The 25,301-nt window shown below is 67.1% G+C and carries 25 protein-coding genes, 2 tRNA genes and 1 pseudogene; 16 read left to right on the forward strand and 12 right to left on the reverse strand.

Going from position 1 to position 25,301, the window contains the following annotated elements:
• Positions 1 to 10 precede the first annotated feature (10 nt).
• From KL771_RS15650 to KL771_RS15665, 4 genes are all read right to left on the reverse strand, one after another.
• On the reverse strand, positions 11 to 1,432 hold the full coding sequence (locus KL771_RS15650) for a TolC family protein (protein WP_261969478.1): 1,422 nt from the start codon (positions 1,430 to 1,432) through the stop codon (positions 11 to 13).
• A 340-nt stretch (positions 1,433 to 1,772) separates the two neighbouring features.
• Positions 1,773 to 2,216, reverse strand: a complete 444-nt coding sequence (locus tag KL771_RS15655) for a hypothetical protein (protein WP_261969479.1) — start codon at positions 2,214 to 2,216, stop codon at positions 1,773 to 1,775.
• Between the two features lie 86 nt (positions 2,217 to 2,302).
• Positions 2,303 to 2,944, reverse strand: coding sequence for a (d)CMP kinase (gene cmk, locus KL771_RS15660; protein WP_261969480.1), 642 nt, complete (start codon positions 2,942 to 2,944; stop codon positions 2,303 to 2,305).
• 24 nt (positions 2,945 to 2,968) lie between these two features.
• Positions 2,969 to 3,661, reverse strand: coding sequence for a glutathione S-transferase family protein (locus tag KL771_RS15665; protein WP_261969481.1), 693 nt, complete (start codon positions 3,659 to 3,661; stop codon positions 2,969 to 2,971).
• 166 nt (positions 3,662 to 3,827) lie between these two features.
• Between KL771_RS15665 and KL771_RS15670 the strand changes: the two genes are divergently transcribed.
• The gene (locus tag KL771_RS15670) at positions 3,828 to 4,724 is read left to right on the forward strand and encodes an undecaprenyl-diphosphate phosphatase (RefSeq protein WP_261969482.1); all 897 of its coding nucleotides are present in this window, start codon (positions 3,828 to 3,830) and stop codon (positions 4,722 to 4,724) included.
• 81 nt (positions 4,725 to 4,805) lie between these two features.
• On the opposite strand, the gene KL771_RS15675 is transcribed toward KL771_RS15670, so the two are convergent.
• Complete coding sequence (locus tag KL771_RS15675; RefSeq protein ID WP_261969483.1) at positions 4,806 to 5,786, reverse strand: complex I NDUFA9 subunit family protein; 981 nt, start codon at positions 5,784 to 5,786, stop codon at positions 4,806 to 4,808.
• Between the two features lie 244 nt (positions 5,787 to 6,030).
• On the reverse strand, positions 6,031 to 7,269 hold the full coding sequence (locus KL771_RS15680) for a serine protease (RefSeq protein WP_261969484.1): 1,239 nt from the start codon (positions 7,267 to 7,269) through the stop codon (positions 6,031 to 6,033).
• 218 nt (positions 7,270 to 7,487) lie between these two features.
• Between KL771_RS15680 and KL771_RS15685 the strand changes: the two genes are divergently transcribed.
• Positions 7,488 to 7,572: transfer RNA gene (locus KL771_RS15685), tRNA-Leu, on the forward strand.
• Between the two features lie 223 nt (positions 7,573 to 7,795).
• Complete coding sequence (locus KL771_RS15690) at positions 7,796 to 8,521, forward strand: sulfotransferase (protein ID WP_390866968.1); 726 nt, start codon at positions 7,796 to 7,798, stop codon at positions 8,519 to 8,521.
• Positions 8,522 to 8,535: 14 nt separating this feature from the next.
• On the opposite strand, the gene KL771_RS15695 is transcribed toward KL771_RS15690, so the two are convergent.
• Both KL771_RS15695 and KL771_RS15700 read right to left on the reverse strand, forming a co-directional pair.
• Positions 8,536 to 9,543 (reverse strand): glycosyltransferase family 2 protein, encoded by a 1,008-nt coding sequence (locus KL771_RS15695; protein ID WP_261969486.1) that lies wholly within the window; start codon positions 9,541 to 9,543, stop codon positions 8,536 to 8,538.
• Between the two features lie 187 nt (positions 9,544 to 9,730).
• Positions 9,731 to 10,102, reverse strand: a complete 372-nt coding sequence (locus KL771_RS15700) for a response regulator (RefSeq protein WP_261969487.1) — start codon at positions 10,100 to 10,102, stop codon at positions 9,731 to 9,733.
• 226 nt (positions 10,103 to 10,328) lie between these two features.
• Here KL771_RS15700 and KL771_RS15705 point away from each other — a divergent pair, with 226 nt between their 5' ends.
• From KL771_RS15705 to ptsN, 7 genes are all read left to right on the forward strand, one after another.
• Complete coding sequence (locus KL771_RS15705; protein ID WP_261969488.1) at positions 10,329 to 10,943, forward strand: ribonuclease D; 615 nt, start codon at positions 10,329 to 10,331, stop codon at positions 10,941 to 10,943.
• A gap of 163 nt (positions 10,944 to 11,106) precedes the next feature.
• Positions 11,107 to 11,865 (forward strand): LPS export ABC transporter periplasmic protein LptC, encoded by a 759-nt coding sequence (lptC, locus tag KL771_RS15710; RefSeq protein WP_261969489.1) that lies wholly within the window; start codon positions 11,107 to 11,109, stop codon positions 11,863 to 11,865.
• A gap of 6 nt (positions 11,866 to 11,871) precedes the next feature.
• Positions 11,872 to 12,444, forward strand: coding sequence for an LptA/OstA family protein (locus KL771_RS15715; RefSeq protein ID WP_261969490.1), 573 nt, complete (start codon positions 11,872 to 11,874; stop codon positions 12,442 to 12,444).
• 103 nt (positions 12,445 to 12,547) lie between these two features.
• On the forward strand, positions 12,548 to 13,330 hold the full coding sequence (lptB, locus tag KL771_RS15720) for an LPS export ABC transporter ATP-binding protein (RefSeq protein WP_261969609.1): 783 nt from the start codon (positions 12,548 to 12,550) through the stop codon (positions 13,328 to 13,330).
• Positions 13,331 to 13,426: 96 nt separating this feature from the next.
• Entirely contained in the window at positions 13,427 to 14,998 is a 1,572-nt protein-coding gene (rpoN, locus tag KL771_RS15725; protein ID WP_261969491.1) for an RNA polymerase factor sigma-54, read from the forward strand.
• A gap of 361 nt (positions 14,999 to 15,359) precedes the next feature.
• A complete protein-coding gene (gene hpf / locus KL771_RS15730; protein WP_261969492.1) occupies positions 15,360 to 15,938 on the forward strand; it encodes a ribosome hibernation-promoting factor, HPF/YfiA family in 579 nt (192 codons plus the stop codon).
• A gap of 187 nt (positions 15,939 to 16,125) precedes the next feature.
• Positions 16,126 to 16,590 (forward strand): PTS IIA-like nitrogen regulatory protein PtsN, encoded by a 465-nt coding sequence (ptsN, locus tag KL771_RS15735; protein ID WP_054362051.1) that lies wholly within the window; start codon positions 16,126 to 16,128, stop codon positions 16,588 to 16,590.
• A gap of 81 nt (positions 16,591 to 16,671) precedes the next feature.
• On the opposite strand, the gene KL771_RS15740 is transcribed toward ptsN, so the two are convergent.
• From KL771_RS15740 to KL771_RS15750, 3 genes are all read right to left on the reverse strand, one after another.
• Positions 16,672 to 16,932 (reverse strand): BQ00720 family protein, encoded by a 261-nt coding sequence (locus KL771_RS15740; RefSeq protein WP_261969493.1) that lies wholly within the window; start codon positions 16,930 to 16,932, stop codon positions 16,672 to 16,674.
• Positions 16,933 to 17,033: 101 nt separating this feature from the next.
• Positions 17,034 to 17,465, reverse strand: coding sequence for an Hsp20 family protein (locus KL771_RS15745; protein ID WP_054359329.1), 432 nt, complete (start codon positions 17,463 to 17,465; stop codon positions 17,034 to 17,036).
• Positions 17,466 to 17,618: 153 nt separating this feature from the next.
• Complete coding sequence (locus tag KL771_RS15750) at positions 17,619 to 18,611, reverse strand: hypothetical protein (protein ID WP_261969494.1); 993 nt, start codon at positions 18,609 to 18,611, stop codon at positions 17,619 to 17,621.
• Between the two features lie 255 nt (positions 18,612 to 18,866).
• On the opposite strand from KL771_RS15750, the gene KL771_RS15755 reads away from it, so the two are divergent.
• Positions 18,867 to 18,956 (forward strand) — tRNA-Ser (locus KL771_RS15755).
• Between the two features lie 274 nt (positions 18,957 to 19,230).
• Here KL771_RS15755 and KL771_RS15760 read toward each other — a convergent pair.
• Positions 19,231 to 19,419, reverse strand: a pseudogene (locus KL771_RS15760) (IS3 family transposase); the annotation flags it as partial.
• Between the two features lie 352 nt (positions 19,420 to 19,771).
• Between KL771_RS15760 and KL771_RS15765 the strand changes: the two are divergent.
• The 5 genes from KL771_RS15765 to KL771_RS15785 all read left to right on the forward strand — a co-directional run bounded on the left by KL771_RS15765 (position 19,772) and on the right by KL771_RS15785 (position 25,288).
• Positions 19,772 to 21,415, forward strand: a complete 1,644-nt coding sequence (locus KL771_RS15765; protein ID WP_261969495.1) for a thiamine pyrophosphate-binding protein — start codon at positions 19,772 to 19,774, stop codon at positions 21,413 to 21,415.
• A 107-nt stretch (positions 21,416 to 21,522) separates the two neighbouring features.
• Positions 21,523 to 22,554, forward strand: coding sequence for an extracellular solute-binding protein (locus KL771_RS15770; protein ID WP_261969496.1), 1,032 nt, complete (start codon positions 21,523 to 21,525; stop codon positions 22,552 to 22,554).
• 3 nt (positions 22,555 to 22,557) lie between these two features.
• Positions 22,558 to 23,625: an ABC transporter ATP-binding protein gene (locus KL771_RS15775; RefSeq protein WP_261969497.1), complete on the forward strand. Its 1,068-nt coding sequence runs from the start codon at positions 22,558 to 22,560 to the stop codon at positions 23,623 to 23,625.
• Positions 23,622 to 24,479, forward strand: a complete 858-nt coding sequence (locus KL771_RS15780; protein WP_261969498.1) for an ABC transporter permease — start codon at positions 23,622 to 23,624, stop codon at positions 24,477 to 24,479. The genes KL771_RS15775 and KL771_RS15780 overlap by 4 nt, the downstream gene beginning before the upstream one ends.
• Entirely contained in the window at positions 24,476 to 25,288 is an 813-nt protein-coding gene (locus tag KL771_RS15785) for an ABC transporter permease (protein ID WP_261969499.1), read from the forward strand. The genes KL771_RS15780 and KL771_RS15785 overlap by 4 nt, the downstream gene beginning before the upstream one ends.
• The last annotated feature ends 13 nt before the right edge of the window (positions 25,289 to 25,301 follow it).

Here is a 25,301-nt window from a genome sequence, read left to right on the forward strand (position 1 = left end):
CGGTCTCCTTTCAATGGCCTGCGCCGCCGGCCCCGGCCGGTGCGGCGGCAGCTGCGACCAAGGGGCCGGACCCGCTCCCGCCGCCGACCAGGGCGGTTTCGAAATCGACGGCAGCGAGCAGAAAATCGCGTCGCGCTTCGATTGCACCGACGTTCGAGGCCGCGCTTTCGCGGGCAGTGGTGAGAAGCGTGAACACGTCCTTGAGCATCCCGTTATATTCGAGGACTGCTTGCTCGCTGACGATCCGCCGCAACGGCAGGATGCGGTTCTGGAACTGGCGGGCGATATCGTAGGTCGCCCGATAGGCCACATAGCCGGTGCGGACCTCGGAGCGGATGGCGACCGCTTTCTCGATCAGGCGGTTGACTGCCTGCATGTAGGTCTCGCGCGCCTTGCGCACCCCCGTCTCGCCGAGGTCGAAAATCGGGACGCGGACTTCCAGTTCGAGGCCGCGCCTGCGGGTACGGCTCGTTTCCCGTCCGTCCTTCTCCCACTCGGTGCTGGAGATGCCGGCCAATTCGACCGCAGAGACGTACCGCGTCGCCTCGGTGAGGCCGAGCGAAGCGGCGAGAGCGTCAAGTTCGAGCCGGTCGGCAATCAAGTCGACCCGTCGCAGAATGGCCTGCGTCTCGAAATCACCTGCGCTGCGCACCGACTTCGGCAGCGACGGCAGGCGCGTCGGAATTCGATAGCCAAGATCGCCCCCCCACAGGCCGAGCTGACGCGTCAGCGCTTCCCGGTCGATCGTCGCCTTGAGGCGCGCCCGGGCGAGATCGTTCGAGACCTCGGCGTGGAAGGCCGCGGCGCGGGCCTGATCAAGCTTCGTCGCCGTGCCGGCCGCGCCGAGCTTGCGGGTCAGTTCCGCTGCCGCCTCGGCGGAGAGCCGGGCTTGCTCCAGAAAGCCGACGGTCTCGGCCGACGCCACTGCGCGGATCCAGGCGCGCCGTGTCTCGGCCGCGGTTCGGAACGTGGCCTGGATCGCACGGTAGCCCGCCGCTTCGAATCGATCCCGGCCGATTTCGCTCCGCTTCTGCAGCGTGGCCAGCGAGAGGAGATCGGCAACCAGCCGACGCTCGATCTCCAGGATGCCATCGCCGACGAGTCGCTCGATCGAGAGGGTCGGACTTTCGGGCAGCGTGGCGGCGACATAGTCGGTCTCCGCAATGCCCAACGCGTTGTAGTCCGCCTGCAGGCCGCGATTGTTGAGGAGCGCGACCTGAACCGCATCGCCAAGTCCAATCGGCTTGGCCAGCTTGGCCCGGACCCGATCGCGCACCACGGCAGCGGTTTCCGACCCGTCGATCTTGACGACGTCCTGCTTCAGGTCGGCCGACGCGGCGGCGACGACCGGGGTCATGCCGCCGTCCTCCGTGAAACTCGCGCAGCCGCCAAGGATCGCCGCTGCGAAGAGGAGGGAGAGCACCGTCTTCATGGCACTTTGCCTCCCGGTCGGACGGCATCGTTGCTCGCCTTCCAAGGTTGCGGTTCGACCGGCTCGAAGACGGCCGTGCCGTCAAGGACGGGCCGGTAGGCGACGGGCCGGACTTTTGCGGCCGGGTCGGCAGGATCGGGCCCGGCTGTGACGACAGGCGCAGGGGATGCGCAGGCGGACAGCCAGAGGGCTGCGCCAAGCGCCAGACAGACTTTCATGATGGTCTCGCAGGAGCAGGGCCGCGCAACGGCGCGAGCCGGGGCCGATCACCGAACGGACGGATCGGCTGCGTGAGCAGCCGCACGCGCAGGCCGGGAGCGTCCCGGCGGCGCCGACATGCTCAGGCTCTCGGCGGGCGCTCCAGCAGATCAACCGGGCTGCCCGACCGGACGTCACTTCGCGCGAGGACTTGCAGGCTGGACGGGGTCGGCGGGGCCGCGAGGTTGAACAGGGGGCCGTCGGCAAGCGCGTGACATGCGGTTCCGCAGCAGGCGCCGTCGTCCGTATGGCTCGAAGCCGGACAGGGCAGTTCGCCGTGCCCGGCCGCAATCGGCGAGAATGCCCGGTCGGTCGTGTCGATCGCCGAGCCTACGGACCCGCGGATGTCCGCCTGTCGCTCCGCTGACGCCGGTCTGTGATGGGCATGCCCTGAATCGGCGTACGCCGTCGCGCTGGCCAGGAAGGCCAGCACCAAGGCGGCGAGCATGCCGAAAACCAGATGGCGAACCGTTCGGACCATATGCGGGATTATACGTTCGGTTCCCAATTCGGCAAGCCGGTGCATGCAGGCGAGCCGTCGCACCAGCGCGCGAGCGCGCCGGCGCGGTCAAATCGGCCGGCGGGCCGTGGCCTTCGCTGAATTCCGGTGCGTCAGCAGCGCCGTCTGTCGATGATCGCGGTCGCGGCCGCGAAGGCGCCGTCGCGGTCGAGATGGCTGGTGTCGAGCAGGACCGCATCGGGGGCGGGCTTCAGCGGCGCGGTCTGGCGGCCCGAATCGCGCGCGTCGCGCTCGCGCACTTCGGCGAGGATGCGCTCGTAGTCGACCGAGCGGCCCTTGGCGGCCAGTTCGTCGGTGCGTCGCCGGGCGCGCACCTCCGGCGAGGCGGTGACGTAGATCTTCACGTCCGCATCCGGACAGATCACGGTGCCGATGTCGCGCCCGTCCAGCACCGCGCCGGGCATGCGGGTGGCGTAGCCGCGCTGGAAGGCCACGAGCGCCTCGCGCACCGAGGGGTGGACGGCGACGCGCGAGGCGAGTTCGCCGGATTCGCGGCCGCGCAGGCCGGGATGTTTCAGATCCTCCGGATCGAGCGCCTCGGCGATCTGGCCCGCCAGCACGGCATCGTCCAGGTCGAAGCCGCGATCGGCCATCAGCCGGCCGATGGCGCGGTAGAGCAGGCCGGTATCGAGATAGGGCAGGCCGTAATGCCCGGCGAGGCGCTCGGCGAGGGTGCCCTTGCCGGCCGCAGCGGGGCCGTCGATGGCGATGACGAAGGGCTTTTCGGTCGGCATGGGGCCCGGTTTGGATCGATCAGGTCAGAAATCGAGGTCGGCGTAATGCGGCGCGGGCGGGATGGCAAGGATTCTGTCAGCCAGGATCGGCCGGAAGGACGGCCGCGACTTGATCCGGCTGTACCAGTGGCGGGCCTGCTCGTCGTCGTCCCAGGCGACCTCGCCGAGATAGTCGGCACAGGACAGCGTCGCGGCGGCGGCCAGATCCGCGAAGGTCAGCTTCGGCCCGGCCAGCCAGTCGCGGGTACCGGCGAGATAGCCGACATATTTCAGGTGGTGGCGCACATTGGCCCGCGCGGCGCGCAGCACCGCCGAATCCGGGGCACCGCCGCCGGCCTCGCGCGGCATCTCCAGCTTGTAGATCTTCTCGTTGACCAGATAGCCGGTGACTTCGCCCTCGAACTTGATCAGGAACCACTCGACCAGCCGGCGCACCTCGGCGCGCACTTCGGCATGGTTCGGCATCAGCCGGCGGTCGGCCATCGCGTAGCCGCGGGTCTCGTCGATATATTCCATGATCGGCGCAGCGCCGCAGATCGGCGGGCCGCCATTTTCGCTCATCACCGGCAGCGTCCCGGCCGGGTTCATGAGCAGGAACTCGCGGCGCCGGTCCCAGGGCCGCTCGACGACATATTCGGTCTGAATCCCGTATTCGGCGGCGACCAGACGCACGAAGCGCGATGCGGCCGAAAAGGGATGATGGAAGACTTTCAGCATGCGTCGCCGGATCCCGTTTTTCCGTCTGAAACGGACGGTCGCGCCCAGTTCGGGTGCGGGCGCCGGTCGCTTGGCCATTCGGACGGCGATGCGGTATAGAGCCGCCACAGCCCCCGAACAACCCCGATCGCGCCGGCATCCGCGAATTTAGCCGAGAGGTCATTGCATGAATCTTGATCGCGCCGTCGAAGCCCTCGTTTTCGGGGCCGTCGAGGGGTTGACCGAGTTCCTGCCGGTCTCTTCGACCGGCCATCTCCTGCTGCTCGGCCATGTTCTCGGGGTCGACGGGGAGGGGGCGTCCTGGAAGACCTTCGTGGTCCTGATCCAGCTCGGCGCTATCCTGGCCATCCTGCTGGTGTATTTCCGCCGGCTGCTCGGCATCGCGCTCGCCCTGCCGAGCGATCCGGGCGCGCGCCGCTTCGTCGCCGGCATCCTGATCGCCTTCCTGCCGGCCGCGGCGATCGGCGCCGGTCTGCACAAGTACATCAAGGAAGTTCTGTTCGAGAGCCCGGTGACGATCTGCATCGCGCTGATCGTCGGCGGCATCATCCTGCTCGCGATCGACCGCATGAAACTCAAGCCGCGCTATACCGACATCACCGCCTATCCGATGTCGCTCTACCTGAAGATCGGCTTCTGCCAGTGCCTGGCCATGATTCCCGGGGTGTCGCGCTCCGGCTCGACCATCGCGGGGGCGCTGCTGATGGGGACCGACAAGCGCTCGGCGGCGGAGTTCTCGTTCTTTCTGGCCATGCCGACCATGGTCGGCGCCTTCGTGTACGATCTCTACAAGAACAAGTCGGTGCTCGATTTTGCCGATGCGCAGTATATCGCGCTCGGCTTTGCGGCCGCCTTCGTGGCCGGCCTGATCGTCGTCAAGCTGTTCCTGGAGATCGTCTCGCGCCGCGGCTTCGCGCCTTTCGCGTGGTGGCGCATCGCCGTCGGTACGCTCGGCCTGATCGCCGTCCTGGCCTTCCCGCAGGGCCATCTGCGCAAGTCGGCCGAGATCGCGCCGGCCTACCGGAGCGTGCCCGGCATGCTGGCTCCGGCCGTCAATCTCTGAAGGCTGTCGCGGATCGAAACGCAAGGCGGGCGACCCATCCGGACCGCCCGCTGAAATCTTCCGGACGAAGCGCGCAGCCCATCAGGCCGCGCGGCTCTTCGTGAACTGGCCGTGCACACGATAGGGCCACAGATAGCCGGCCAGCACCGCGGCGAGCGCCTTCGGCTCGATGCCGAGCCCGGCGAGGGTGCGGCCTTGCGCGATCGCCTCTGCCGAAACGACGTTGTCGTGCTTCAGCATCTCGACCTGGTCGACGGTCAGAAGCGCGCCCGGCAGCGCCTGCAGGATGCGCGCCTGGACATGGGCGAGGCCCCACGGCACCGGCGCCAGGATGCGGCGGCGGCCGATCGTCTCAAGCATGAGTTCCATGCATTCCTTGAAGCTCTTCACCTCCGGGCCGCCCAGTTCGTAGACGGTCCCGGGTGTCGCGCGGCCCTCGACGGCGCGCGCCACCGCTTCGGCGACATCGCCGACATAGACCGGCTGGAACTTCGTTTCGCCGCCGCCGATCAGCGGCAGAACGGGGGAGAGACGGGCGATCGCGGCGAAGCGGTTGAAGAACTGGTCCTCGGGGCCGAAGACGATCGACGGCCGCATCACGATCGCGCCGGGAACCCGCTCGCGCACCGAGGCTTCGCCGGCGGCCTTGCTGCGGCCGTAGTCGGCCGCGCTGGCCGGGTCGGCGCCGATGGCGGACAGCTGCACCAGGGTGTCGATGCCGGCCTTGGCGGTGGCCTCGGCAACCACGCGGGCGCCGTTGGCCTGGACGGCCGCGAAGGTCTGGCGACCCGACTCGGCCAGGATGCCGACCAGGTTGACGACCGCATCGGCGCCCTCGACGGCGCGCTCCACCGACCAGCGGTATTCCGGACGGATATTGGCCTGCACGGCCTGGATCTGGCCGACGACGCCGTAGGGCTGCAGGTGGCCGGCGAGATCGGGCCGGCGGACCGCCGCGCGCACGCGCCAGCCTCGTTGCGCCAGGGCGCGGACGACATAGCGGCCGAGGAAGCCGGAGCCGCCGAAGACGGTGGCGAGTTTTCCGTTGAGCGGTGCGGTCATGGCGGGTCCCGGATTGGGCCTTGCCGCAAGCCGGAGCCCGCAGCGGGCTCTTCGCTGCGGCGCAGCGCGGGGTCTGAACGCTGGGTTCATACCGGCTCGGCGCCCGGCTGTGAAGGGCGGGAACGACCGGACCGGCTAGGCCTTTCGCCGGCCGTCGTCCTGCCCGGGCCGTGCCGTCCCGGAAAACGAAGCGGGCGCCCGGTTTCCCGGACACCCGCGGATCGGTGCGAAGGTCACGGCCGCCTTACTTGTCGAGGGCTGCCGTCATGGCGCCCAGCGCCGAAACGCGTCGCTCGGTCTCCTCGACAATGCAGGCCTGGCGTCCGGCGCTGCCGCCGGTCTGTTCGGCGAAGCGGCACAGGCCGGTCAGCGAGGCGCTCCAGGCCGACTGGCTGACATCCACCGCCGCCTTGCCGGTGCCGGCCTTCGCGCGCAGCACCTTCAGGAAGCCGGCCATGCGGCCGTTGGCGCCGCGCAGGGCGTCGGCGAGGCAGGTCGCCTTGGACGAGGCGGATACGGTCCTGCACCTGGCGGCGTCGGTGGTGACGATTGCGTCGGCCGCCATCACGCCCTCGACCCAGGATTCCACGGTCGTGACCCGGGTATAGACGCCCGGATACTTCTTCTTGGCGCAGCCGTTGCCCCAGCTGACGATGCCGGCCTGATACCAAGTCTGGGTGTTGGAATCCTGGACCAGCAGCGGGCCGCCGGAATCGCCCTGGCAGGAGTCCTTGCCGCCCTTCTTCTCGCCGGCGCAGAGCATGCGGTCGGTGATCGAATCCGAGCCGTAGGACTTCCGGCACTTCTTCTGCGACACGACCGGCACCGTGACCTGGTAGAGCTGGGTCGGGTAGCTGGTCGCGCTGCTGGCGTTGGTGTCGCCCCAGCCGATCACGGTGGCGTTGTCCCCGGAATCGGCGAGCGCGGATTGCGCGCTGGTCAGCATGGCCAAGGTCGACGGGCTCGGGATCGCCGAAGCGAGATGGATGACGGCCACGTCGTAGTCCTGGCTGTCCGGATCGTAGTTCGGGTGGATCGTGTAGGCGTCGACGGTGTAGCGGGTGCCGTTGCTGGTCGTGGTGGTCGAAAGGGTCTGGGTGCCGACCAGGACCTGCACGTCAGCCGCGCTGGTCAGATCGTAGACGCAGTGGGCCGCGGTCAGGATCCACTGCGAGGCGATGATGCTGGCGCCGCAGAACTGTCCGTTCCAATCGATCGGCTGGGAGGACTGCACCAGCGCCGCGATATACGGCCACTTGCCGGATTGCGCGACCGTGCCGCCGATGATCTTCGTCTCGACTTCCTTGGTCGCGGCCGGTCCGTCCGTGCGGCTGAGCACCGCCGCGTCGCGCTCGGAAATGGCGCGGCTGATCCAGTTGTCGCCTGCGGCAGCCGGAACCACGGTCGCGGCGCTGGCCGCGAGCCCGAACAGGAGCCCGGCCGCTCCGCGCCGGCGGGAACGAACGGATCGCAGGTTCGACATCGGAATTCCTCCACGCGAGGCCGCACGACCGGCGGCTTGAGGGGCGCAATTGCCCCGAAAAAATCTGTGGGCGACCGAATCCGACTCACGGCCGCCAGCGGCGCGCATGTTCGGTGAAGTCGCGTTTCCCCGCAACAGAGCGGCAACGCGTCTCCCGCCACGAACATCCGAGACCCTCATTGACAAGCCCGTCCCGAAGCCGTAATCACGCCGCCGTTGCCCAGGTGGCGGAATTGGTAGACGCGCTGGTTTCAGGTACCAGTGGTGAAAGCCGTGGAGGTTCGAGTCCTCTCCTGGGCACCAATCAACAGCGGAGCTGTTGATTGGACGTTAAGATCGGCACCCACATCCGAACAATGCGGTGGAAGACGATCTTTGCGGACGGAATCGATCGGTTCGGCGAGAGCGAGAGATGCTCGCTTGATGGACCCAAGCAACGCGGTTTGCGTCGGCCTTTTCGAGATAGCCGAATCGTTGCTACGGCTGATCGAAGCGCCGTAACGAGGACTCAGATCCCTTGCGTGCCATGGTCGTTGGCTTTCCAAAAACCGGGACGACGACCATCACCCGTGCATTGTCGACGGCCGGCTGGCGCACGGCGCATTGGCGAATCAACGAGGGTTTCGTCGGCATTCTGATCCAGGCCAACATCGAGGCCGGCCGTCCGGCCTTTGCGGGTCTGGAACGCTACGACGCGGTGACGCAGGCGGATGTCTGCCTGCCCGGCCGAGGGCTCAATTTCTGGCCCAATCTCGACCTGACGGTGCTCGACACGATTCGCCGGGACTATCCCGACTGTCTCTTCATCTTGAACACGCGCGATCCGGCCAAGACCATCGCCAGCATGCGCGGCTGGGGGCGGTTGCATCGTCGGATCATGCTTGCCGAGGTCCCGGGACTGCCGAAAGGGTGTGGCCGGTCGGATGCGGAACTGGAGCGGTGGATCCAGGCCCATTATGCGGCCGTCCGGCTCCGCTTCGGCGTCGACCCCCGCTTCGTCGAGTTCGACATCGAGGATCCTGCGGCGCGCGACATTCTGGCGGCCGCCACGGGACTCGACCTGGTCTGGTGGGGTCGTGCCAACCGCACGAACCTGGCACGCCAATCCACCGGCGGAACGCAGGGATCGAGTGGCGGGTCCGGGTCGCGCATCGCCCGGAAGGGAAAGACCTCGGGCGTCGGACCGAACCGGCGGCCGGCCATGCTGCGCTGGTTGAAGCGTCTGATGAAGCGCAATAAGACGGTGCGGTAGACGGATTGCGGCGCTCAGAGCGCCTTTTTGCGGCCGACGCGCGCGATCGTGCCGGCGGCCTCGGACGATGGGCGCAACTGCTCGCCGGGCTTCAACGCGATCCGCGCCGTCGGCACCCGCAATCTCTGACCGATGCCGGACCAGCGCTGGCGCAACGCCCGCGACAGCCGGAATAGCGGCGAGGCTTCGGCTGCCTCGAGCCGCGCAGCCAGTTCGGCCATGTCGGCGCGGACCGCGGGGGCGACGGCGAGCAGGTCCGGACAATGGAAATCGTTCAAGTCGAGGGACTTGAACAACTGGGCCGGATTGCCGCGTTTTTTCTGCGGCTGTCCCGCCGCGATGGTGCCGCGGCCGCGTGCGATCTTGCCCAGGAACTCCGTTTCCGATTTGACCGCATAGTGATGGACCCGGCCGGCGGCGGGCCGGATCTCCTGTGAAATTCCGTGAAGCTTGCCGAACTGCACCGGCGTCTCGTCCGGATGGACGGCGATGCCTTCGCTGAGGAAGGGGGCATGCACGTTGACGAGCGCGATCCGATCGCAGCGCGTCACCGATTTGAGATGACCGTTGACGGCTTGCTGTGGCGAAGAGGCCGACAGGAAGCGCTCTATGATCAGGCCCTCACCGGGGTCCTTCCGGCCGGACGATCCGAACACACGCCAATTGAATCCGACCTGCGAGACCTCGTCGTCGAAGCGGCGCAAAAGCTCGGGAAGGGTGCTGGCGCGCTCGAGAACGAGATACTCGTCGAGATCGAGAAACATCACCCATTCGGTGCGGCAGCAGCGGACGGCGTCCGTATAGGCATAAAATTGCGGGCCGCGACGGGGCCGGTCGGGCTGCCGGCGAAAGGTGATCACCCCAAGGGCTGCCAGCCCGGCCAGGAACTTCGCGCTGCCGTCGGTGCTGCCGTTGTCGTAGACGACGATCTCCTTGAAGCCGAGCCGTCGGTGATAGGCGATCCACTCCAGCAGATAGGGGCCTTCGTTCTTCGCGCAGGCCACCAGGGTGACGTCGGTCATCAGGCGGTCGCTTCTCTTGCCGGTACGCAGACAGTTGGAATTGTCATCCTATACCAATGCAGGTGGCGCCCGTCGACCCACACCGCGGCGGTCGTGCTGCCGATCGGCTGGCCGCCCTCTGGGCAGCGGTCCTCGACCTGGGGCTAAGCCGGTGGCCGGCGCCTGCCCGTCAGACGTCCGCTGCCCGTCAGACGTCCGCCGACGGCATGATCCGGGTGATGGCGGCCTGCAGTTCCTGAACGATGAACGGCTTCTGCAATGCGGGGACATCGCGTCCGAAATCGTCGATGGCACCCGGGCCATAGCCGGTGGCAACGATGAACGGGATGCCGCGATGGCGCAGATCATCGGAAACGACGGTGCTGCGTATCCCGTCGATATTGATGTCCAGGATCGCAAAGGCAATCTCGGACGCGCGCGCCACGTCAAGAGCTTCCTTGATGTCGTCCACCAGAGTGACCTGACGCCATCCGAGCTCGTTGAGCATATCTTCAATCAACATTGCCACGATGGGCTCGTCTTCCAGAACGAGAACCAGTTTCGATCTTGCTTCTATCATTCATGCTCCTGGGTCTTGATTTGAATTGTTAGGAGAATAGGACGCTTGAAGTTCAATTCTGTTCCCGGACGTCTGGAGATGCTCATGAACGCGTCGTGCATACCGGATCCTGCATGTCGACCCGGTCGCCACCCCGTGATCAGGCAGATCGGTGGAAACACATGGTCTCGTGATCATCGCCGTGATAGGACACCCGGCCCGCAGGATCTGGACCGAGCTGTACACGATGACCATCCGCTACCATGTCGGCGACTTGCCGGATCTGTCCCGCTACCAGGGCAGCGTCGCCATCGATACCGAGACCATGGGCCTCAACCCGCATCGCGATCGCTTGTGCGTGGTGCAGTTGTCGCCCGGCGACGGCACCGCCGATGTCGTCAAGATCCGGCTCGGCCAGACGCGGGCGCCGAACCTGGAAAAGCTCTTCGCCGACGAAGGCATCCTGAAGCTGTTCCACTATGCCCGGTTCGATCTCGGCGTCATCTACCACACTTTCGGCATCATGCCGGCGCCGGTCTATTGCACCAAGATCGCATCCAAGCTCGTGCGCACCTACACGGATCGGCACGGCCTCAAGGATCTGACCCGCGAACTGGTCGGGGTCGAACTGTCCAAGCAGCAGCAGAGCTCCGATTGGGGGGCTGACGATCTGACCGAGGCCCAGCTCGCCTATGCCGCCTCAGACGTGTTGCACCTGCATCAGCTCAAGGCCCGACTGGATCCGCTGCTGGCCCGCGAGGGCCGCACCGAGATTGCCGAGGCCTGTTTCCGGTTTTTGCCGACTAGAGCCCGTCTCGACCTGCTCGGCTGGATCGAATCGGATATTTTCGACCATTCATAAGCCACACCACACGCCGAGGCTGATCCGGGCTGGCCGATCGCAGTTGCAGAAGCCGGCCCGCCATACCATGCTGCGATGCGGAACCGATCGGCTCCGCACCTGCCGACCGTGAAGTCCGACCGACGGTTTCCGCCCGGTCCCCTGATCCGGATAGTCCGAGACGATGCTGAAGCGTCCGCCCCGCCCCAGTGCCGAAACGCCGCCGGACGCCGTCCGGGTGGCAACGGGGCGGTTTGCGGCTACTACGGAACGGCGCGCAGCGCGCCGTCATTCGACGCTGGTCCGGCTGCTCAAGGTCGTGCTGCCGATCCTGGCCCTCGGCGTGGCCGGCGTGGTTGGACTGCGCGTGTTTCTGTTCAGCTTCGCCCCGGACCTGAAGCTGCCGACGGTGCTCTTCTCCCGCGACGGATTGACCATGGTGGAGCCTCATCTGAGTGGCCGGTCCAAGGACCGCGCCTATGAGGTGACGGCCCTGCGCGCGGTGCAGAATCTCACCGACACCAAGAAGGTGCGTCTGGAGAAGGTGAGCGCCCGAATCGAGCTTGCCGACCGTCAATGGGCCAAGGTCGCCGCCGAGGGCGGGCTCTATGATGGTGGGCAGGAGACCCTGCGTCTCGAACAGGGTCTGGTAGTGACCACGTCGAACGGCTATCGCGCGGCGACCGACGGCGCCGACTTCGATCTGAAGTCGGGCCGGATCGTCAGCCGCGGCGCGGTTCAGGTCGAGGGACCCGCCGCCACGATCGAGAGCGAAGCGCTTGAGATCGCCGACAACGGCCACAGCTTCCTGTTCACCGGCCGGGTCCGGTTGAACCTGCGGCCGGCCGAAACCGACCGCTCATCCCCCGCGGCAGCGACCCGGCCGAACGGCTCGGAGCGATTGGCCGGATCCGATGGCGCGTCGCGTTCCCTGCCCCAGTGAGGACTTATGCCCCGCGTTCTGACCGTTCTCCTCGCCCTCGCTCTTGCCCCCGCGGCCCTTCCGGCTGCCGATGCCTTCGCCCAAGGCTCGATGTCCGAGGCGTTCAAGGGTTTCGGCGCCAACCGCAAGGATCCGATCCAGATCGAGGCCGACAGCCTTGAAGTGCGCGACAAGGAATCGGTCGCGCTGTTCAACGGCAATGTCCTGGTGCGCCAAAGCCAGACGGTGATGAAGGCGGCGCGGCTCAAGGTCTTCTACGATTCAAAGCCCGGCCAGGAGGGCGGCACCGGCTTGCCGTCGAACCAGCAGTTCCGCCGGCTCGAAGCCGATGGGCGCGTGATCATATCGCAGGGCGATCAGACCGTGACCGGCGAACAGGGCTGGTTCGACATGAAGTCCGAGGAGGCGATGATCACCGGCGGTGTGGTGCTGACTCAGGGCAAGAACGTGGCGCGCGGCGAGCGCCTCGCGATCGATATGAAGACGGGCCAGTACCGGCTGGACGCGGCGAAGGGCTCGGGGCGCGTGCAACTGATCCTGGAGCCGGCTGCCGCCAAGGGCGCCGGCGGCAAGCCGTGATCGGAGCGAGCGTCGACGTCGCGACCGAGGCGCAACAGGCGTGGAGACCGGCTTGGCTCTGAGTTCGGACAGGACGGCGCCGGCGACCTCTGGCGCCAGCGCCATGGCGAGGCCGGCCGGCCGCAGCGCGGGCGGACACGATCAGGCGCGCGACGGCGTCGGCGCCGAGGGGCTGATCGTGGCCGGTGTCGCCAAGAGCTACAAGCGGCGACAGGTCGTGCGCGACGTGAGTCTGATCGTCCACCGTGGCGAGGCGGTCGGACTGCTCGGGCCCAACGGTGCCGGGAAGACCACGGTCTTCTACATGATTACCGGTCTGATCCGCCCGGATCACGGCGACATCGCACTCGACGGCTATGCCATCACGGGCCTGCCGATGTATCGCCGGGCGCGGCTGGGCATCGGCTACCTGCCGCAGGAGGCCTCGATCTTTCGCGGTCTGACCGTCGAGGAAAACATTCTTGCCGTGCTGGAGGTGGTCGAGCCCGACCGCGCCCGGCGGCGCGAGCAACTCGACGAACTGCTCGATGAGTTCCGCATCGACCATCTGCGCAAGTCGCCCGCCATCGCCCTGTCGGGCGGCGAGAGGCGGCGCTGCGAGATCGCCCGGGCCCTGGCCAGCCGGCCCTCCTTCATGCTGCTCGACGAACCCTTCGCCGGCATCGATCCGATCGCAGTCGGCGAAATCCAGGCGCTGGTCGTGCATCTGACGCGGCGCGGCATCGGCGTCCTGATCACCGATCACAATGTCCGCGAAACGCTCGGCCTGATCGACCACGCCTATATCATTGCCGCCGGATCCGTTCTGACCGAAGGCCGTCCGCGCGAAATCGTCGAAAACCCCGATGTCCGCCGTCTTTACCTCGGCGAGCAATTCAGTCTTTGAATCGGTCCCGACCATGCGATAACTGAAGAAGACGCAAATTCCGGACCAGTTTCGCGGCGACCCGCGCGACCGTCCGGCGGGATCGATCGGGACGCGATGGCGCTTTCTGCGAAGCTGGAACTGAGACAGAGCCAGTCGCTGGTGATGACGCCGCAGTTGATGCAGGCGATCAAGCTGCTCCAGCTCGGCAGCCTCGATCTGGTCGCCTATGTGGAGGCCGAACTCGAACGCAATCCGCTGCTCGACCGCGACGAAGGCGAGGAACGCCGGGCCGATCGGGAGGCGCCCGACGGCGGCGGCGCAGCCGAGGCCGGGACGGCCCCGGAGGCTCCGGCCGGTCCCGACGGTCCGGGCTCCGGCGACGGCGAGCCGTCCGCCGACTGGGCCGAGCCGAGCTTCGAGACCGCCACGGCCATGTCGGAACGGCTCGATACCGACATGACCAATGTTTTTCCGGACGACGCCGCCGGCGGCGAGCGTCCGCTCGATCCGGGCCTGATGGTCGGCGACAGCTGGGCGGGCTCCGGCGCACGCTCGGGCCCGGGCGGCGACGACGAATACAATCTCGAGGCCTTCGTGGCGGCTGAGACCTCGCTCGCCGATCATCTCGCCGAGCAGCTGGCGCTGGCCGTCACCGATCCGGTCCGCCGCCTGATCGGCCACTACCTGATCGACGCGGTCGACGAGGCCGGCTACCTGCGCACCGATCTGGATTCGGTCGCCGAGAAGCTCGGCTGCCCGGTCGCGCTGGTCGAGGAGGTGCTCGCGGTCCTGCAGGGCTTCGATCCGTCCGGCGTCTGCGCGCGCGATCTCAGGGAATGCCTGGCCATCCAGCTGCGCGAGCGCGACCGCTACGACCCGGCCATGCGCAAGCTGATCGAGAATATCGAACTCTTGGCGCGGCGCGACTTCGCGCAGCTGCGCAAGCTGTGCGCCGTCGACGACGAGGACCTCGTCGAGATGATCGGCGAGATCAAGGCGCTCGATCCCAAGCCGGGCAACCGCTTCGGCAGCGCGCCCGTGCAGCCGGTCGTCCCGGACGTGATCGTGCGGGCCGGGCCGGACGGCGGCTGGCTGATCGAGCTCAACACCGAGACGCTGCCGCGGGTTCTTGTCAACCAGACCTACTACGCCACCGTCGCCAAGGGGGCGAAGGGCGAGAAGGACAAGCAGTATCTGTCCGATTGCCTGCAGAGCGCCAACTGGCTGGTCAAGAGCCTCGACCAGCGCGCCAAGACGATCATCAAGGTGGCGAGCGAGATCGTCCGTCAGCAGGATGCCTTCCTGGCCTACGGCGTCCAGCATCTGCGTCCGTTGAACCTGCGCATGATCGCCGATGCGATCGGCATGCACGAGTCCACGGTCAGCCGCGTGACGTCGAACAAGTACATGGCGACCAGCCGCGGCATCTTCGAGTTCAAATACTTCTTCACCTCGTCGATCGCCTCGTCCGAGGGCGGCGAGGCCCATTCGTCCGAGTCGGTCCGCCACCGCATCAAGGATATGATCGATGCCGAGGCGCCGAACGACATCCTGTCGGACGACACGATCGTGAAGCTCCTGCGCGAAGCCGGTATCGACATCGCCCGCAGGACGGTCGCCAAGTATCGCGAGGCGATGAACATCCCGTCCTCGGTCCAGCGTCGGCGCGAAAAATCGCTCGGCTGACAGCGATCCGTCATGCGCTCGCCGCAGCGCCGACGGTCGGAACCGGCGGCGTCAGGCGGCGCGTCGGCGTCCCCGCATCGCGGGGTTCGGCCGGCCGGTTGCGCCGCAACGACCCGCATCCGGCCAAAATCGTCGGTCCGGCGGCAGAACGGCCTGGAATCGACGCGAAGGCGCGCCATATCTTGAGTCTGGACGGATGCATCGCCGTCCTTGCGGGCGGCGACGCGGAGAATGCCGGATTTGACAAGACCAGCGGCAATGTTATGAGACCGCCCCCATTGCCGCCGCGCCTGAACGGACGGGGCAGATGAAAAAATGCGGGGCCGCCCGGTGCGGACCGTCGCCAAGGAGGTCGCATCCCATGGGCTTGAGGGTTTCGGGCAAGAACGTCGACATCGGCGAATCTCTGCGCACCCATGTGGAGGGCCGGATCGCCGAGACCCTGGGCAAGTATTTCAACGGCACCTGGAACGGCCATGTCACGGTCGAGAAGGATGGCCACGGCTTCCGAACGGAATGCGCGCTCCATCTCGGCACCGGGGTGACGCTGCAGTCTGAGGGCCAGGCGCACGAGCCCTATCCGAGCGTCGACCAGGCGGCCGAGCGGATCGCCAAGCAGCTGCGCCGCTACAAGCGCAAACTGCGTGACTATAATAACGGCAGCGCTCGCGCCGAGGCGGTCGAGGGAACCTATCGCGTCATCGAGGCGATTGCCGACGAGGACGAGGTGCCGGCCGACTACAGCCCGGTCGTCATCGCCGAGACCACCAAGACTTTGAAGACCCTTACGGTCGGCAGCGCGGTCATGGAACTCGACCTGACCCATGCACCCTTCGTGGTATTCCTGAATGCCGGCAATGGCGGCCTGAACGTCGTCTATCGGCGCCGTGACGGAAATATCGGCTGGATCGATCCGACATTGCCTGCAACCTCGGCTTGATCCGGTCGACCCGGTCCGGCAGTGTCATGACCGGGCGACGCGGGGCACCCCGCTTCGCCCGGCCGGACCTTCCATCCGGTCGAACAGTACCCGATCCCGATTCCGAGCTTGACGCGCCAGACGACCCGACCCGACCGTTCCGCGCATGGCGCCGGAGCCGGCGGCGGGCTCCTTTCCGGACCCATCGATGGACTTGAGCGACATTCTCGACCTCGGCGCCGTCATCCCGGCGCTCAAGGCCAATTCCAAGAAGCAGGCGTTTCAGGATTTGGCGACGCGTGCCGCGAAGGTGACGGGGCTCGGCGAACGCGAGATCTTCGACACGATCCTGCAGCGCGAGCGTCTCGGCTCGACCGCCGTCGGACGGGGCATTGCCATTCCGCACGGCAGGATCGACGCCCTGCCGACGTTGGTCGGCCTGTTCGCACGGCTTGAGCGCCCGGTCGATTTCGACGCGATCGACGATGCGCCGGTCGACCTGATCTTCATGCTGCTGGCGCCGGAGGGCGCCGGTGCCGACCACCTGAAGGCGCTCGCCCGGGTCGCTCGGGTGTTGCGCGACCCGGCCATCGCCGCCAAGCTGCGCGCTGCCAACGATGCCGACGCGCTCTACAGCGTGCTGACCCAGCCGCTCGCCTCCCACGCGGCCTGACCGGCCTTGGCGGCCGGCCTCGACCCTCGTGAGTGTGCCGTCGGGGCTTGCGGTTTCGGCTGCGTGCCGGGCCTGCGGCGTTCAGTGGACGCTGACCGTCGTCAACTCGTTTTCCAGGGCGCCGGCGACCGCAACGTCGCGCGAATCCGCGAGCAGGATCGGCGCGCCGCTGGCATTGATCAAAGCCCAGATGGTCACGCCCGGCGCGATGCGCGGCACGTTCGGGAACAGACCCGGAAGCTCTTCGGATTTGAGTTCGCGCAGATAGGCAACCTCGCCTTCGCCCAGATGGGCGAATTCGGCCGTCTCCATCACGGCCTTGGCGGCATGGTCCTCGGTCATGTGAATTCTCCTCGATAAGGTTCGACCCGGCGTCCGCACCGGGCGGACGTCGACGGGGTCAAGACCGGTGCGCTGCCGGTGCCCCGGTCGGCGGTCCGCCTTCAGTCGCTGGTCGCGATGTCGATCTTCCGGATCACCCGCTCCGGCTCCGGCCGGGCAAGATCGATCGACAGCAGGCCGTCCTTCAGCTCCGCGCCGATCACCTCAATGCCTTCCGCGAGCACGAAGGCCCGCTGGAACTGGCGCGCCGCGATGCCGCGGTGCAGGAAGTGACGGTCGCGGTCATCCTCGGTCTGGCGGCCGCGGATGACGAGCTGCTTCTCCTCCAGCGTCACGTCGAGCTGGTCGCGCGTGAAACCGGCCACCGCCAGGGTGATGCGCAGCACGTCGCCCCGGTCGCCAGGACGCAACAGGCGTTCGATATTGTAGGGTGGGTAGCCGTCGTTGGCGGCCTTGGAGACACGGTCCAGGACGCGCTCGATCTCGTCGAAACCGAGCAGAAACGGGCTCGAGAAGCCCGTGAGGCGTGACATGATCGAGGCCCTCCGTCGAAGCGACCCGTAGGCTTCCGGACCCCTCGGGCATCCGGCCGGGTCCGGTCGGACCCGTTACCGCAATATGGGTCGGCTTCGAACGAGGTTCAAGACGGTCCCGGGCGGCCGGCGGGCGCCCGGCGCCGACCGGCGTCAGACCGGATATTTCATCTTTGCGAGATCGTAGCCGGTCGCCGCCGCGAAGGCCCGGTTCTCCGGCCGGAAGGCTTCGATCAGCCGCTCGCGATGCGGCGTCGGATCGAACAGCGTGTTGTTCTCGATGACCCAGCGGAATCCGGCCTCGTCGGCTTGCAGCTGCTCCGGGGTGAACATGTTGCCGCGCTTGCGCAGGGCGGTGCGGTTGCGCTTCAGCTTCATGATGTGGCTCTCGTCGGAGGCCGTGCGGCGCCGGTGCGGCAGGCCCGGCGGCATCGTGATGCCCTCGTCGGCGAAGACGCGCCGCAGCATGGACTGGTCCCCGGTCACATCTTCGAACGGCACGAAGGCGACCCGGACGCCGGCCTCCGCCGCGGCGCGCCGGACGTGATCGTAGAAGAGGCTCGCGGTGACCGAACGCCAGGACGAGGCGGTGGCGAAGTCGTCCGATTGCTCGGACAGGAAATGTCCGAAGGTGAACGGATAGCCGGTGCGGATCAGGTGCTTCCAATAGGAGGTCAGGAAGGGCAGCTGGCTGCGCATGACCACGACCACCAGCGCCTCGGGGCCGAACAGGCGCCCCGCGGTCTGGATGATACCCTCGAGGCGACGGCGCGGCTCGTTGAAGAAGATGAAGCCGGCGCCGGACAGGACTTCGTCGGAGACCAGCAGCTTCGCCGGATCGCCCTTGAAACCGCGCACCGTGGCGTCGAGCTCGGCGCGCATCGCGGCGATTTCGCCGTCCGACAGGATGCGGTCCGACGGCAGCGCGTCACGGAAGATGTCGCGGATCGCCTTGGTCGGGTAGAGGCTCTCGCGGAAGCGCGGCGGTTCGCCCAGAAAGGTCCGGCGCATCCAGTCCCTGACCGCCTCGAGCCCCGTTGCATTCGCCCCCTTGCCCAGGAAGGTCGTGCCCCTTGCCTGGATGAACAGGACCTGCAGGCTGGTCGATGCGCATTTCGGCAGGCCGACATGGATGATCTTGGACATCGGGCGCGGGTTCCTGCGCTGTTCGGACCCGGCCGGGCCGGATGCAGCGCCACCCGGTCCCCTCCGCCGGGACGGTCCCGGCGGGCTTCTCTTGGACTGGATTTCCCGCCGTGTCGACCGGAAACCGCCGGGATCCGCCATTCCACCCGCCCCGACTTCCCGATCCCGGGACCCGCTCGCCGCAATAGACGACAACCGCATGAAACCGCCTTGCGTACCGCCCCGACATCCCCTAATTAGGCGCCTCTATGGACTGGAGAGGTGGCCGAGCGGTCGAAGGCGCACGCCTGGAAAGTGTGTATACGGGAAACCGTATCGCGGGTTCGAATCCCGCTCTCTCCGCCAATCAACTCAAAAATAGTTTCTCCACCCGTGATTTGGGCGGGAAAACTTCGTTAATCCCGAAGGATATGACGGAAGGCCGTGAACTAGCGGCCTTGCTGGCCGAGCCAAATTCTCCGTCTGAGGCCTGAATTCTCCGGACCTATGTACCTCGCGTCTTTAGAACACAGCTCGGGAACTGGCTGAATTCAGCCGACTTTGAGAACGGCGAGCTTTGTACCAATTCGATTTTGCGACCAGCTTTCGAATGGAGTCCCGATGACGTTGCCCCCAGTTTCTATCCAGCCTTGAGTTCGTTCCGGCGGTTGGATTGGCCCTCCCGGCCGGGTTGAGCGTCGAGGGCTGACGCAGAGCTATTCACGCTTCGTAGCGTCTGATCCCGCCGCGGGTGGAACGTGGCCGCGAAGTCCATCGGCGTCTGCCATCCAAGCTTCGAGTGCGGCCTTGTGGTGTTGTAGTCGATCCGCCGGTTGCGTGATCGTCTGCTCTCCACGGATCGCGTCCGGCGCGACCTTCGCCGTGAACTCCGCAGCGGACCGCTTCCCCGTCCCCGTCCCCGTTCCCATCATCGGGCTCGTCCTGCCTCAGGGCGAACCGAGCCTGGCTGCCCGTCGGGCTTCGGGAACGACCTCAGTCTCCGGGGGGCCATCACCCGCCACCCCCAGCGCCACCCTCGGACCGGGATCACCAGACCTCGATCTATGATCTAATTTGCGCAACTTATTCGCGGCCGCTTTGCGCTTTTGTTTCCATTTCCGAGCTGCCTTAATGTCGTGGACCGCCGGTTTCGCCTCAACCGGCCGAGCGAGAAATCCCTCATGATCGTTGCCCGCGCGCCGAAGACCGTTCATCAGATTCTGGCGGAAACGCTGGCGCGGCAGGGCGTTGAGGCCCTGTTCGGGCTGGTCGGCGACGCCAATCTGTTCATGACCGACGCCTTCGTACGCGCCGGATCGGGCCGCTACGTCGCCTGCCTGCACGAGGCCGCCGCGGTTCTTGCCGCTCTCGGCTATGCGCAGGTTTCTGGCCGCACCGGCGTCGCCACCATCACGCATGGCCCGGCGCTCACCAACGTGGTGACCGCGCTGGTGGAAGGCGTCAAGGGTGGCATTCCCATCGTTCTCGTCTGTGGCGACACGCCGCCCGGTGATACCCAGCACCTGCAGAAGATCGACCAGCGCAAGATCGTCGACGCCACCGGCGCCGGCTTCGTCGAGATGGCCTCGGCCGCGACCGCCGGCGCCGACCTCGCCCATGCCTTCCGGCAGGCCGCCGCCGAACGCCGCCCGGTCGTGTTCAACATGCGGGTGGACCTGCAGTGGACCGCCGCCGCCGAGGGGGCCCCGGCGGTCGGGTTCCCCCCGTCGGAGCGCGCCGCCGCACCCGACGGCGACGCCCTCGACGACGCTCTCGGCATCATCGCCTCGGCGCGCCGCCCGCTGATCCTGGCGGGGCGCGGCGCCATCGACGCGCGGGACGCCCTGCTGGCGCTGGCCCGCCGGCTCCAGGCGCCGGTCGCCACCACGCTCAAGGCCTCCGGCCTGTTCCACGACGATCCGTTCGACCTCGGCGTGTTCGGCGGCCTGTCTCGGCCGGCGACCGTCGACGCGATCCTTCGAGCGGACTGCATCGTCGCCTTCGGCGCCAGCCTCAGCAAGCACACCACCGAGACCGGCGCCTACACGCGGGACAAGCGGATCGTCCAGATCCTGCCCGATGACAAGCCGAACGATCGGCGCAACCGGCCGACCCTTCTCCTCCACGGTGACGCCGCGAAGACCGCCTGCGTCATGGTCGAGCGCTTCGATCTCGCCGAGATCCCGCCGAGCGGCTTCGCCGACGAGGACCTGAGGCAGGCGCTCGAAAGAGACCGCGCGGCCGTCGCCGAGATCCCCGCCTTCCGCCCGACCAGGCCGGGAACGGTCGATTTCGTGCCGGCCCTGCGCACCCTCGACCGCGCCATCGATCGCGACCGCACCCTGGTCGCCGATCTTGGTCGCTTCGTCACGTCGGGCTGGCGCGCGCTTCCCGTCACGGCGCCGAACCGCCTCGTCTACACCAGCCATTTCGGCTCGATCGGCTGTGGCCTGGGCGAGGCCATCGGCGCCGCGTGCGCCACCCGCGGCCAGACGGTTCTGATCGTCGGCGACGGCGGTTTTCAGTTGTCAGGCTTCGCCGAACTCTCGACCGCCGTGCGCGAGCGGCTCGACCTGGTGGTCATCATCTGCAACGACGGCAGCTACGGCGCCGAACACGTCCAGTTCACCAACCGGACGATGGATCCGGCCCTGTCGCTGATCCCGTCGCCCGATTTCGCGGCGGTGGCCACCGCGCTCGGCGCGGCGGCCGTGACGGTGCGCGGCACGGACGATCTCGCCGCCGCCGTCGCGCTCGCCGGCCGGGGCGGCGGGGTGCGGCTGATCGATCTCAGGCTCGACCCCGATCATGTCGACATGAGCTGACCACGCGTCGGAGACCGCTCGCCGGATCCGTCCGTCTCACCCGGCTGGCAGAGCGAAGACTGGACCGCCAAGACCCGGAAGGGAACCACAACCGAAGGAACTCGCAGATGAACTTCACTCGCCGCAGCTTCTTGCAGACGAGCGCCGGCCTCGCCGGGCTTGCCGCCTTCGACCTTCCCGCCTTCTCCCAGAGCGACAAGTTCATCGTCAACATGTTCGGTGGCCGCTGGGAGGACGACTGGCGCAAGTTCGTCATGCCGAAATTCGCCAAGCAGATCGGCAAGCCGTTCGATCTCGACATCGGCCTCGGCATGGGCTGGATCTCCAACTTCCGCGCAGCCGGTCCCGATCGCCCGCCGTTCCCCGCGGTGATGCTGAACGAGAAATACACGGCGATGATCCGCAACGACGGCTTCTTCGAGGAGCTGACGCCGGCATTGGTTCCCAATATGGCCGACTTGATCGAGCCCGCGATCCTCAAAGGCAAGACCGCGGTCACTGGCATGCTGGCGCCGCTCGTCCTCGCCTACCGCAAGGACATGGTCGACCGGCCGCCGAAGGGCTGGGCCGACCTGTGGGATGCGCGCTTCCGCGGCAAGCTCGGCCTCTACAAGATCACCAACTCGGCCGCCACAATGATGGCGCTGTGGGCAGGCGAACATTTCGGTTCCGGCCGCAGCGATGTCGCGACAGCCGTCGCCAAGTTCAAGGAACTCGCTCCCTTTCCGCAGATCGGCTATTCGGCGCAGCTGACCCCGCTCATGACCCAGGGTCAGATTGCGGTGGCGCCGATCGACATCGGCGAAGTCAAGGCCATGCAGGAGCAGGGCATACCGGTCGACTACGTCGTCCCGGCGGAAGGCATGTTTGTCTTCGATCACTCCTTCAGCGTATTCAAGAGCCATCCAAACAAAAAACTCGGCGAAGACTATATCAACTTCGTCCTGAGCCCCGAGATCCAACTCTGGATGGCGGAGAACTGGCTGATCGCCCCGACCAACAAGACCGTCAAGCTGCCCGCCTCCCTGCAAAAGTGGCCGCTCCAGGCGGACATCGTGTCGAAGGCCATCCGCTTCGACTGGGATGAGACGCTCGCCCTCATCCCAAAGCTCAACGACCTCTGGGACCGTACGATCTGAGCCATGGCCACGGTGGAGGTGAAGAATCTGCGCAAGCAGTACCGGAATGTCGTCGCCCTCGACGGCGTCTCGCTGGAGGCGCGCGCGGGCCAGATGGTGACGCTGCTCGGCCCATCGGGCTGCGGCAAGAGCACCACGTTACGCTGTCTGGCGGGCTTTCTCGAGCCCGACGGCGGCGACGTCCGGATCGACGGCGAGAGCATCCTGTCTATCCCCTCCAACCGCCGCGGCTTCGGCGTCGTGTTTCAGAACTACGCCCTCTTCCCGCACATGACCGTAGCCGAGAATGTCGGCTACGGTCTCAAGCTGCGCAAATGCGCCAAGTCCGAGATCCACGCCCGCGTGGTCGAGGTGTTGCGGCTGGTCCGCCTCACCGGCCTAGAAGACCGCCTGCCGCGCGAGATCTCGGGTGGCCAGCAGCAGCGCGTCGCCCTGGCGCGTGCCCTGGTGCTCAAGCCGAGGCTCCTCCTCCTCGACGAACCGCTCGCCAATCTCGATGCCCGTCTGCGCGACGAGGTGCGCTGGCTGGTGCGAGACCTGCAGCAGCAATCCGGCATCACGGCCTTCTACGTGACCCACGACCAGTCGGAGGCCATGGCGATCTCCGACATGGTCGCGGTGATGAAGGCCGGCCGGGTGGCACAGTTCGCCAGCCCTCGCGAGATCTATCAGCGCCCGGCCGAGCGCTACGTCGCCAACTTCACCGGCGAGGCCAATATCCTCACCTGCCGCACTGCGGTGCCGGCCGGCGAGACGCGCATGCGTGTCGGCGTCGGCGGCGCCGACTTGGAGGTCGACTGCGCCCCAGCCGCCCGCACGGCCGGCGATGTCGAACTGCTGCTCCGGCCCGAGGCCTTGCGCCTCGCCGCACCCGGCGACACCGCCGCCTTCCGCGGCATTGTCACCAAATGCGCCTTCCTGGGCGCCTCTCAGCATTGCGAGATCGAACTCCACGACGGCAACATCCTGAAGCTCGCCGCGCCGCCCAATGCCCGCGTCGTGCCCGGCGAGAACGCCGGCGTCGTCATCGACTGCACCCACGCCTGGGCCATGCCGAAGGTGCCGGCATGAGACGCGCGGCGCGACTGCAGCTGCTGCTCGGTCTGCCGGCCGTGGCGCTGATCTTCGTGTTCATGATCCTGCCGATCACCAACATGGTCGAGATGAGCTTCCGCACGCCCGGCGTCACTGAGCCGTTCGGCAACGACTACACGTTGATGCATTACGGGCGCGTCCTCGGCGATCCCTACTACTGGGGGGCCCTCGGCCGTTCGCTGCTCGTTGCGACCACCGTCACGGTCCTCTGCCTGATCGTCAGCTACCCGGTCGCCTGGCACCTGTCCAAAGCCGATGGGCTGAAGATGGTCATCCTCTACGCGCTGATCGCCTCGCCGCTGATGACCGGCGTGCTGGTGCGCAATTTCGGCTGGATGATCATCGCGGCGCTGAACGGGCCGCTCAACCAGTCGCTCCTCGGCCTCGGCCTCGTCGACCGGCCGCTGCGGCTCCTGTTCACGCAAGGTCTCGTGGTCCTGGCGCTCGTCCACGTCTTCATGCCGTTCATGGTGCTGCCGATCAACAACGCCATCCGCAACATCTCGCCGAGCCTCGTCGAGGCGGCCGCCTCGATGGGCGCTTCGCGGTCCGCCACCTTCCGCGACATCGTGTTGCCGCTGAGCTTCCCGGGCATCCAGGCCGGCGTGACCCTCGTCTTCGTGCTCGCGATCGCCGCCTACGTCACCCCCGCCCTGCTCGGCGGCCAGATGGTCACCTACATGCCGACGCAGATCATCGCCGAACTGACCGGCACCTTCCGCTGGCCGCTCGGCTCCACGCTCGCCATTGGGCTCTCGCTGACCACCCTTCTGGTGGTCGCGGTCTTCACCCTCGCCACCTGGCGGCTGCTCGATCGGGTGCGCGCGTGACCGCGGCTGCGACCCCCTTCGGCGACGCTCCGGCCGCACGCTACGGCTTCGGACTGCTGGTCGTCCTGCTCTACGTCTTCCTGCTGGCGCCCCTGGTGACCATCGTGGGCGCCTCCTTCACGTCCGGCATGCTGATCGAGTTTCCGCCGCGCGGCTTCTCGCTGCAGTGGTACGGGCAGTTCTTCCAGCGCGACAACCTCGTTGCCGCCCTCCTGGTCTCCCTGCGCGTCGGCCTGATCACGGCGGTCGTCACCAGCATCATGGCCATGATGGCGGCGCTCGCCGGCCAGGCCGTGGCGGGCAAGCTCGGCGGCTGGTTCCAGATCGGTATGGTGCTGCCGCTCCTGGTGCCGGAACTGCTGACCGGGGTCGGCCTGCTGTTCTTCCTCTACAAGATCGGTCTCGGCCGCAGCCTGCTCGGGCTGCAAATCGGCCATATCCTGATGTCGTTCCCCTACGCCTACGTGTCGATTTCCGCGGCACTGCGCCAGGTCCCGCCCTCGCTCGGCGAAGCGTCCTCGAGCCTCGGCGCCACCGGCTGGCAGACGTTCCGGCTGGTGACCCTGCCGCTGGTCCGGCCCGGGCTCGTCATGGGCGCCATCTTCGCCTTCATCAACAGCTTCGATCTCTACACCATGTCGCTGCTGTTGAAGCCGGTCGGCGGCACGACGCTGCCTTTGGCGCTGTTCGACTTCCTCACCTACGAGTTCAAGCCGACCGCCGCCGCCGCCGCGACGCTCTCCATTCTCCTCGCCCTTATCGGGGTCGCCCTCGTCCAGCGGCTCGTCGGCCTCCAACGGGCCTTTTGAGTCCTTCCCTCGT

The sequence above is a fragment of the Prosthecodimorpha staleyi genome, from assembly GCF_018729455.1.
GTDB lineage: Bacteria > Pseudomonadota > Alphaproteobacteria > Rhizobiales > Ancalomicrobiaceae > Prosthecodimorpha > Prosthecodimorpha staleyi.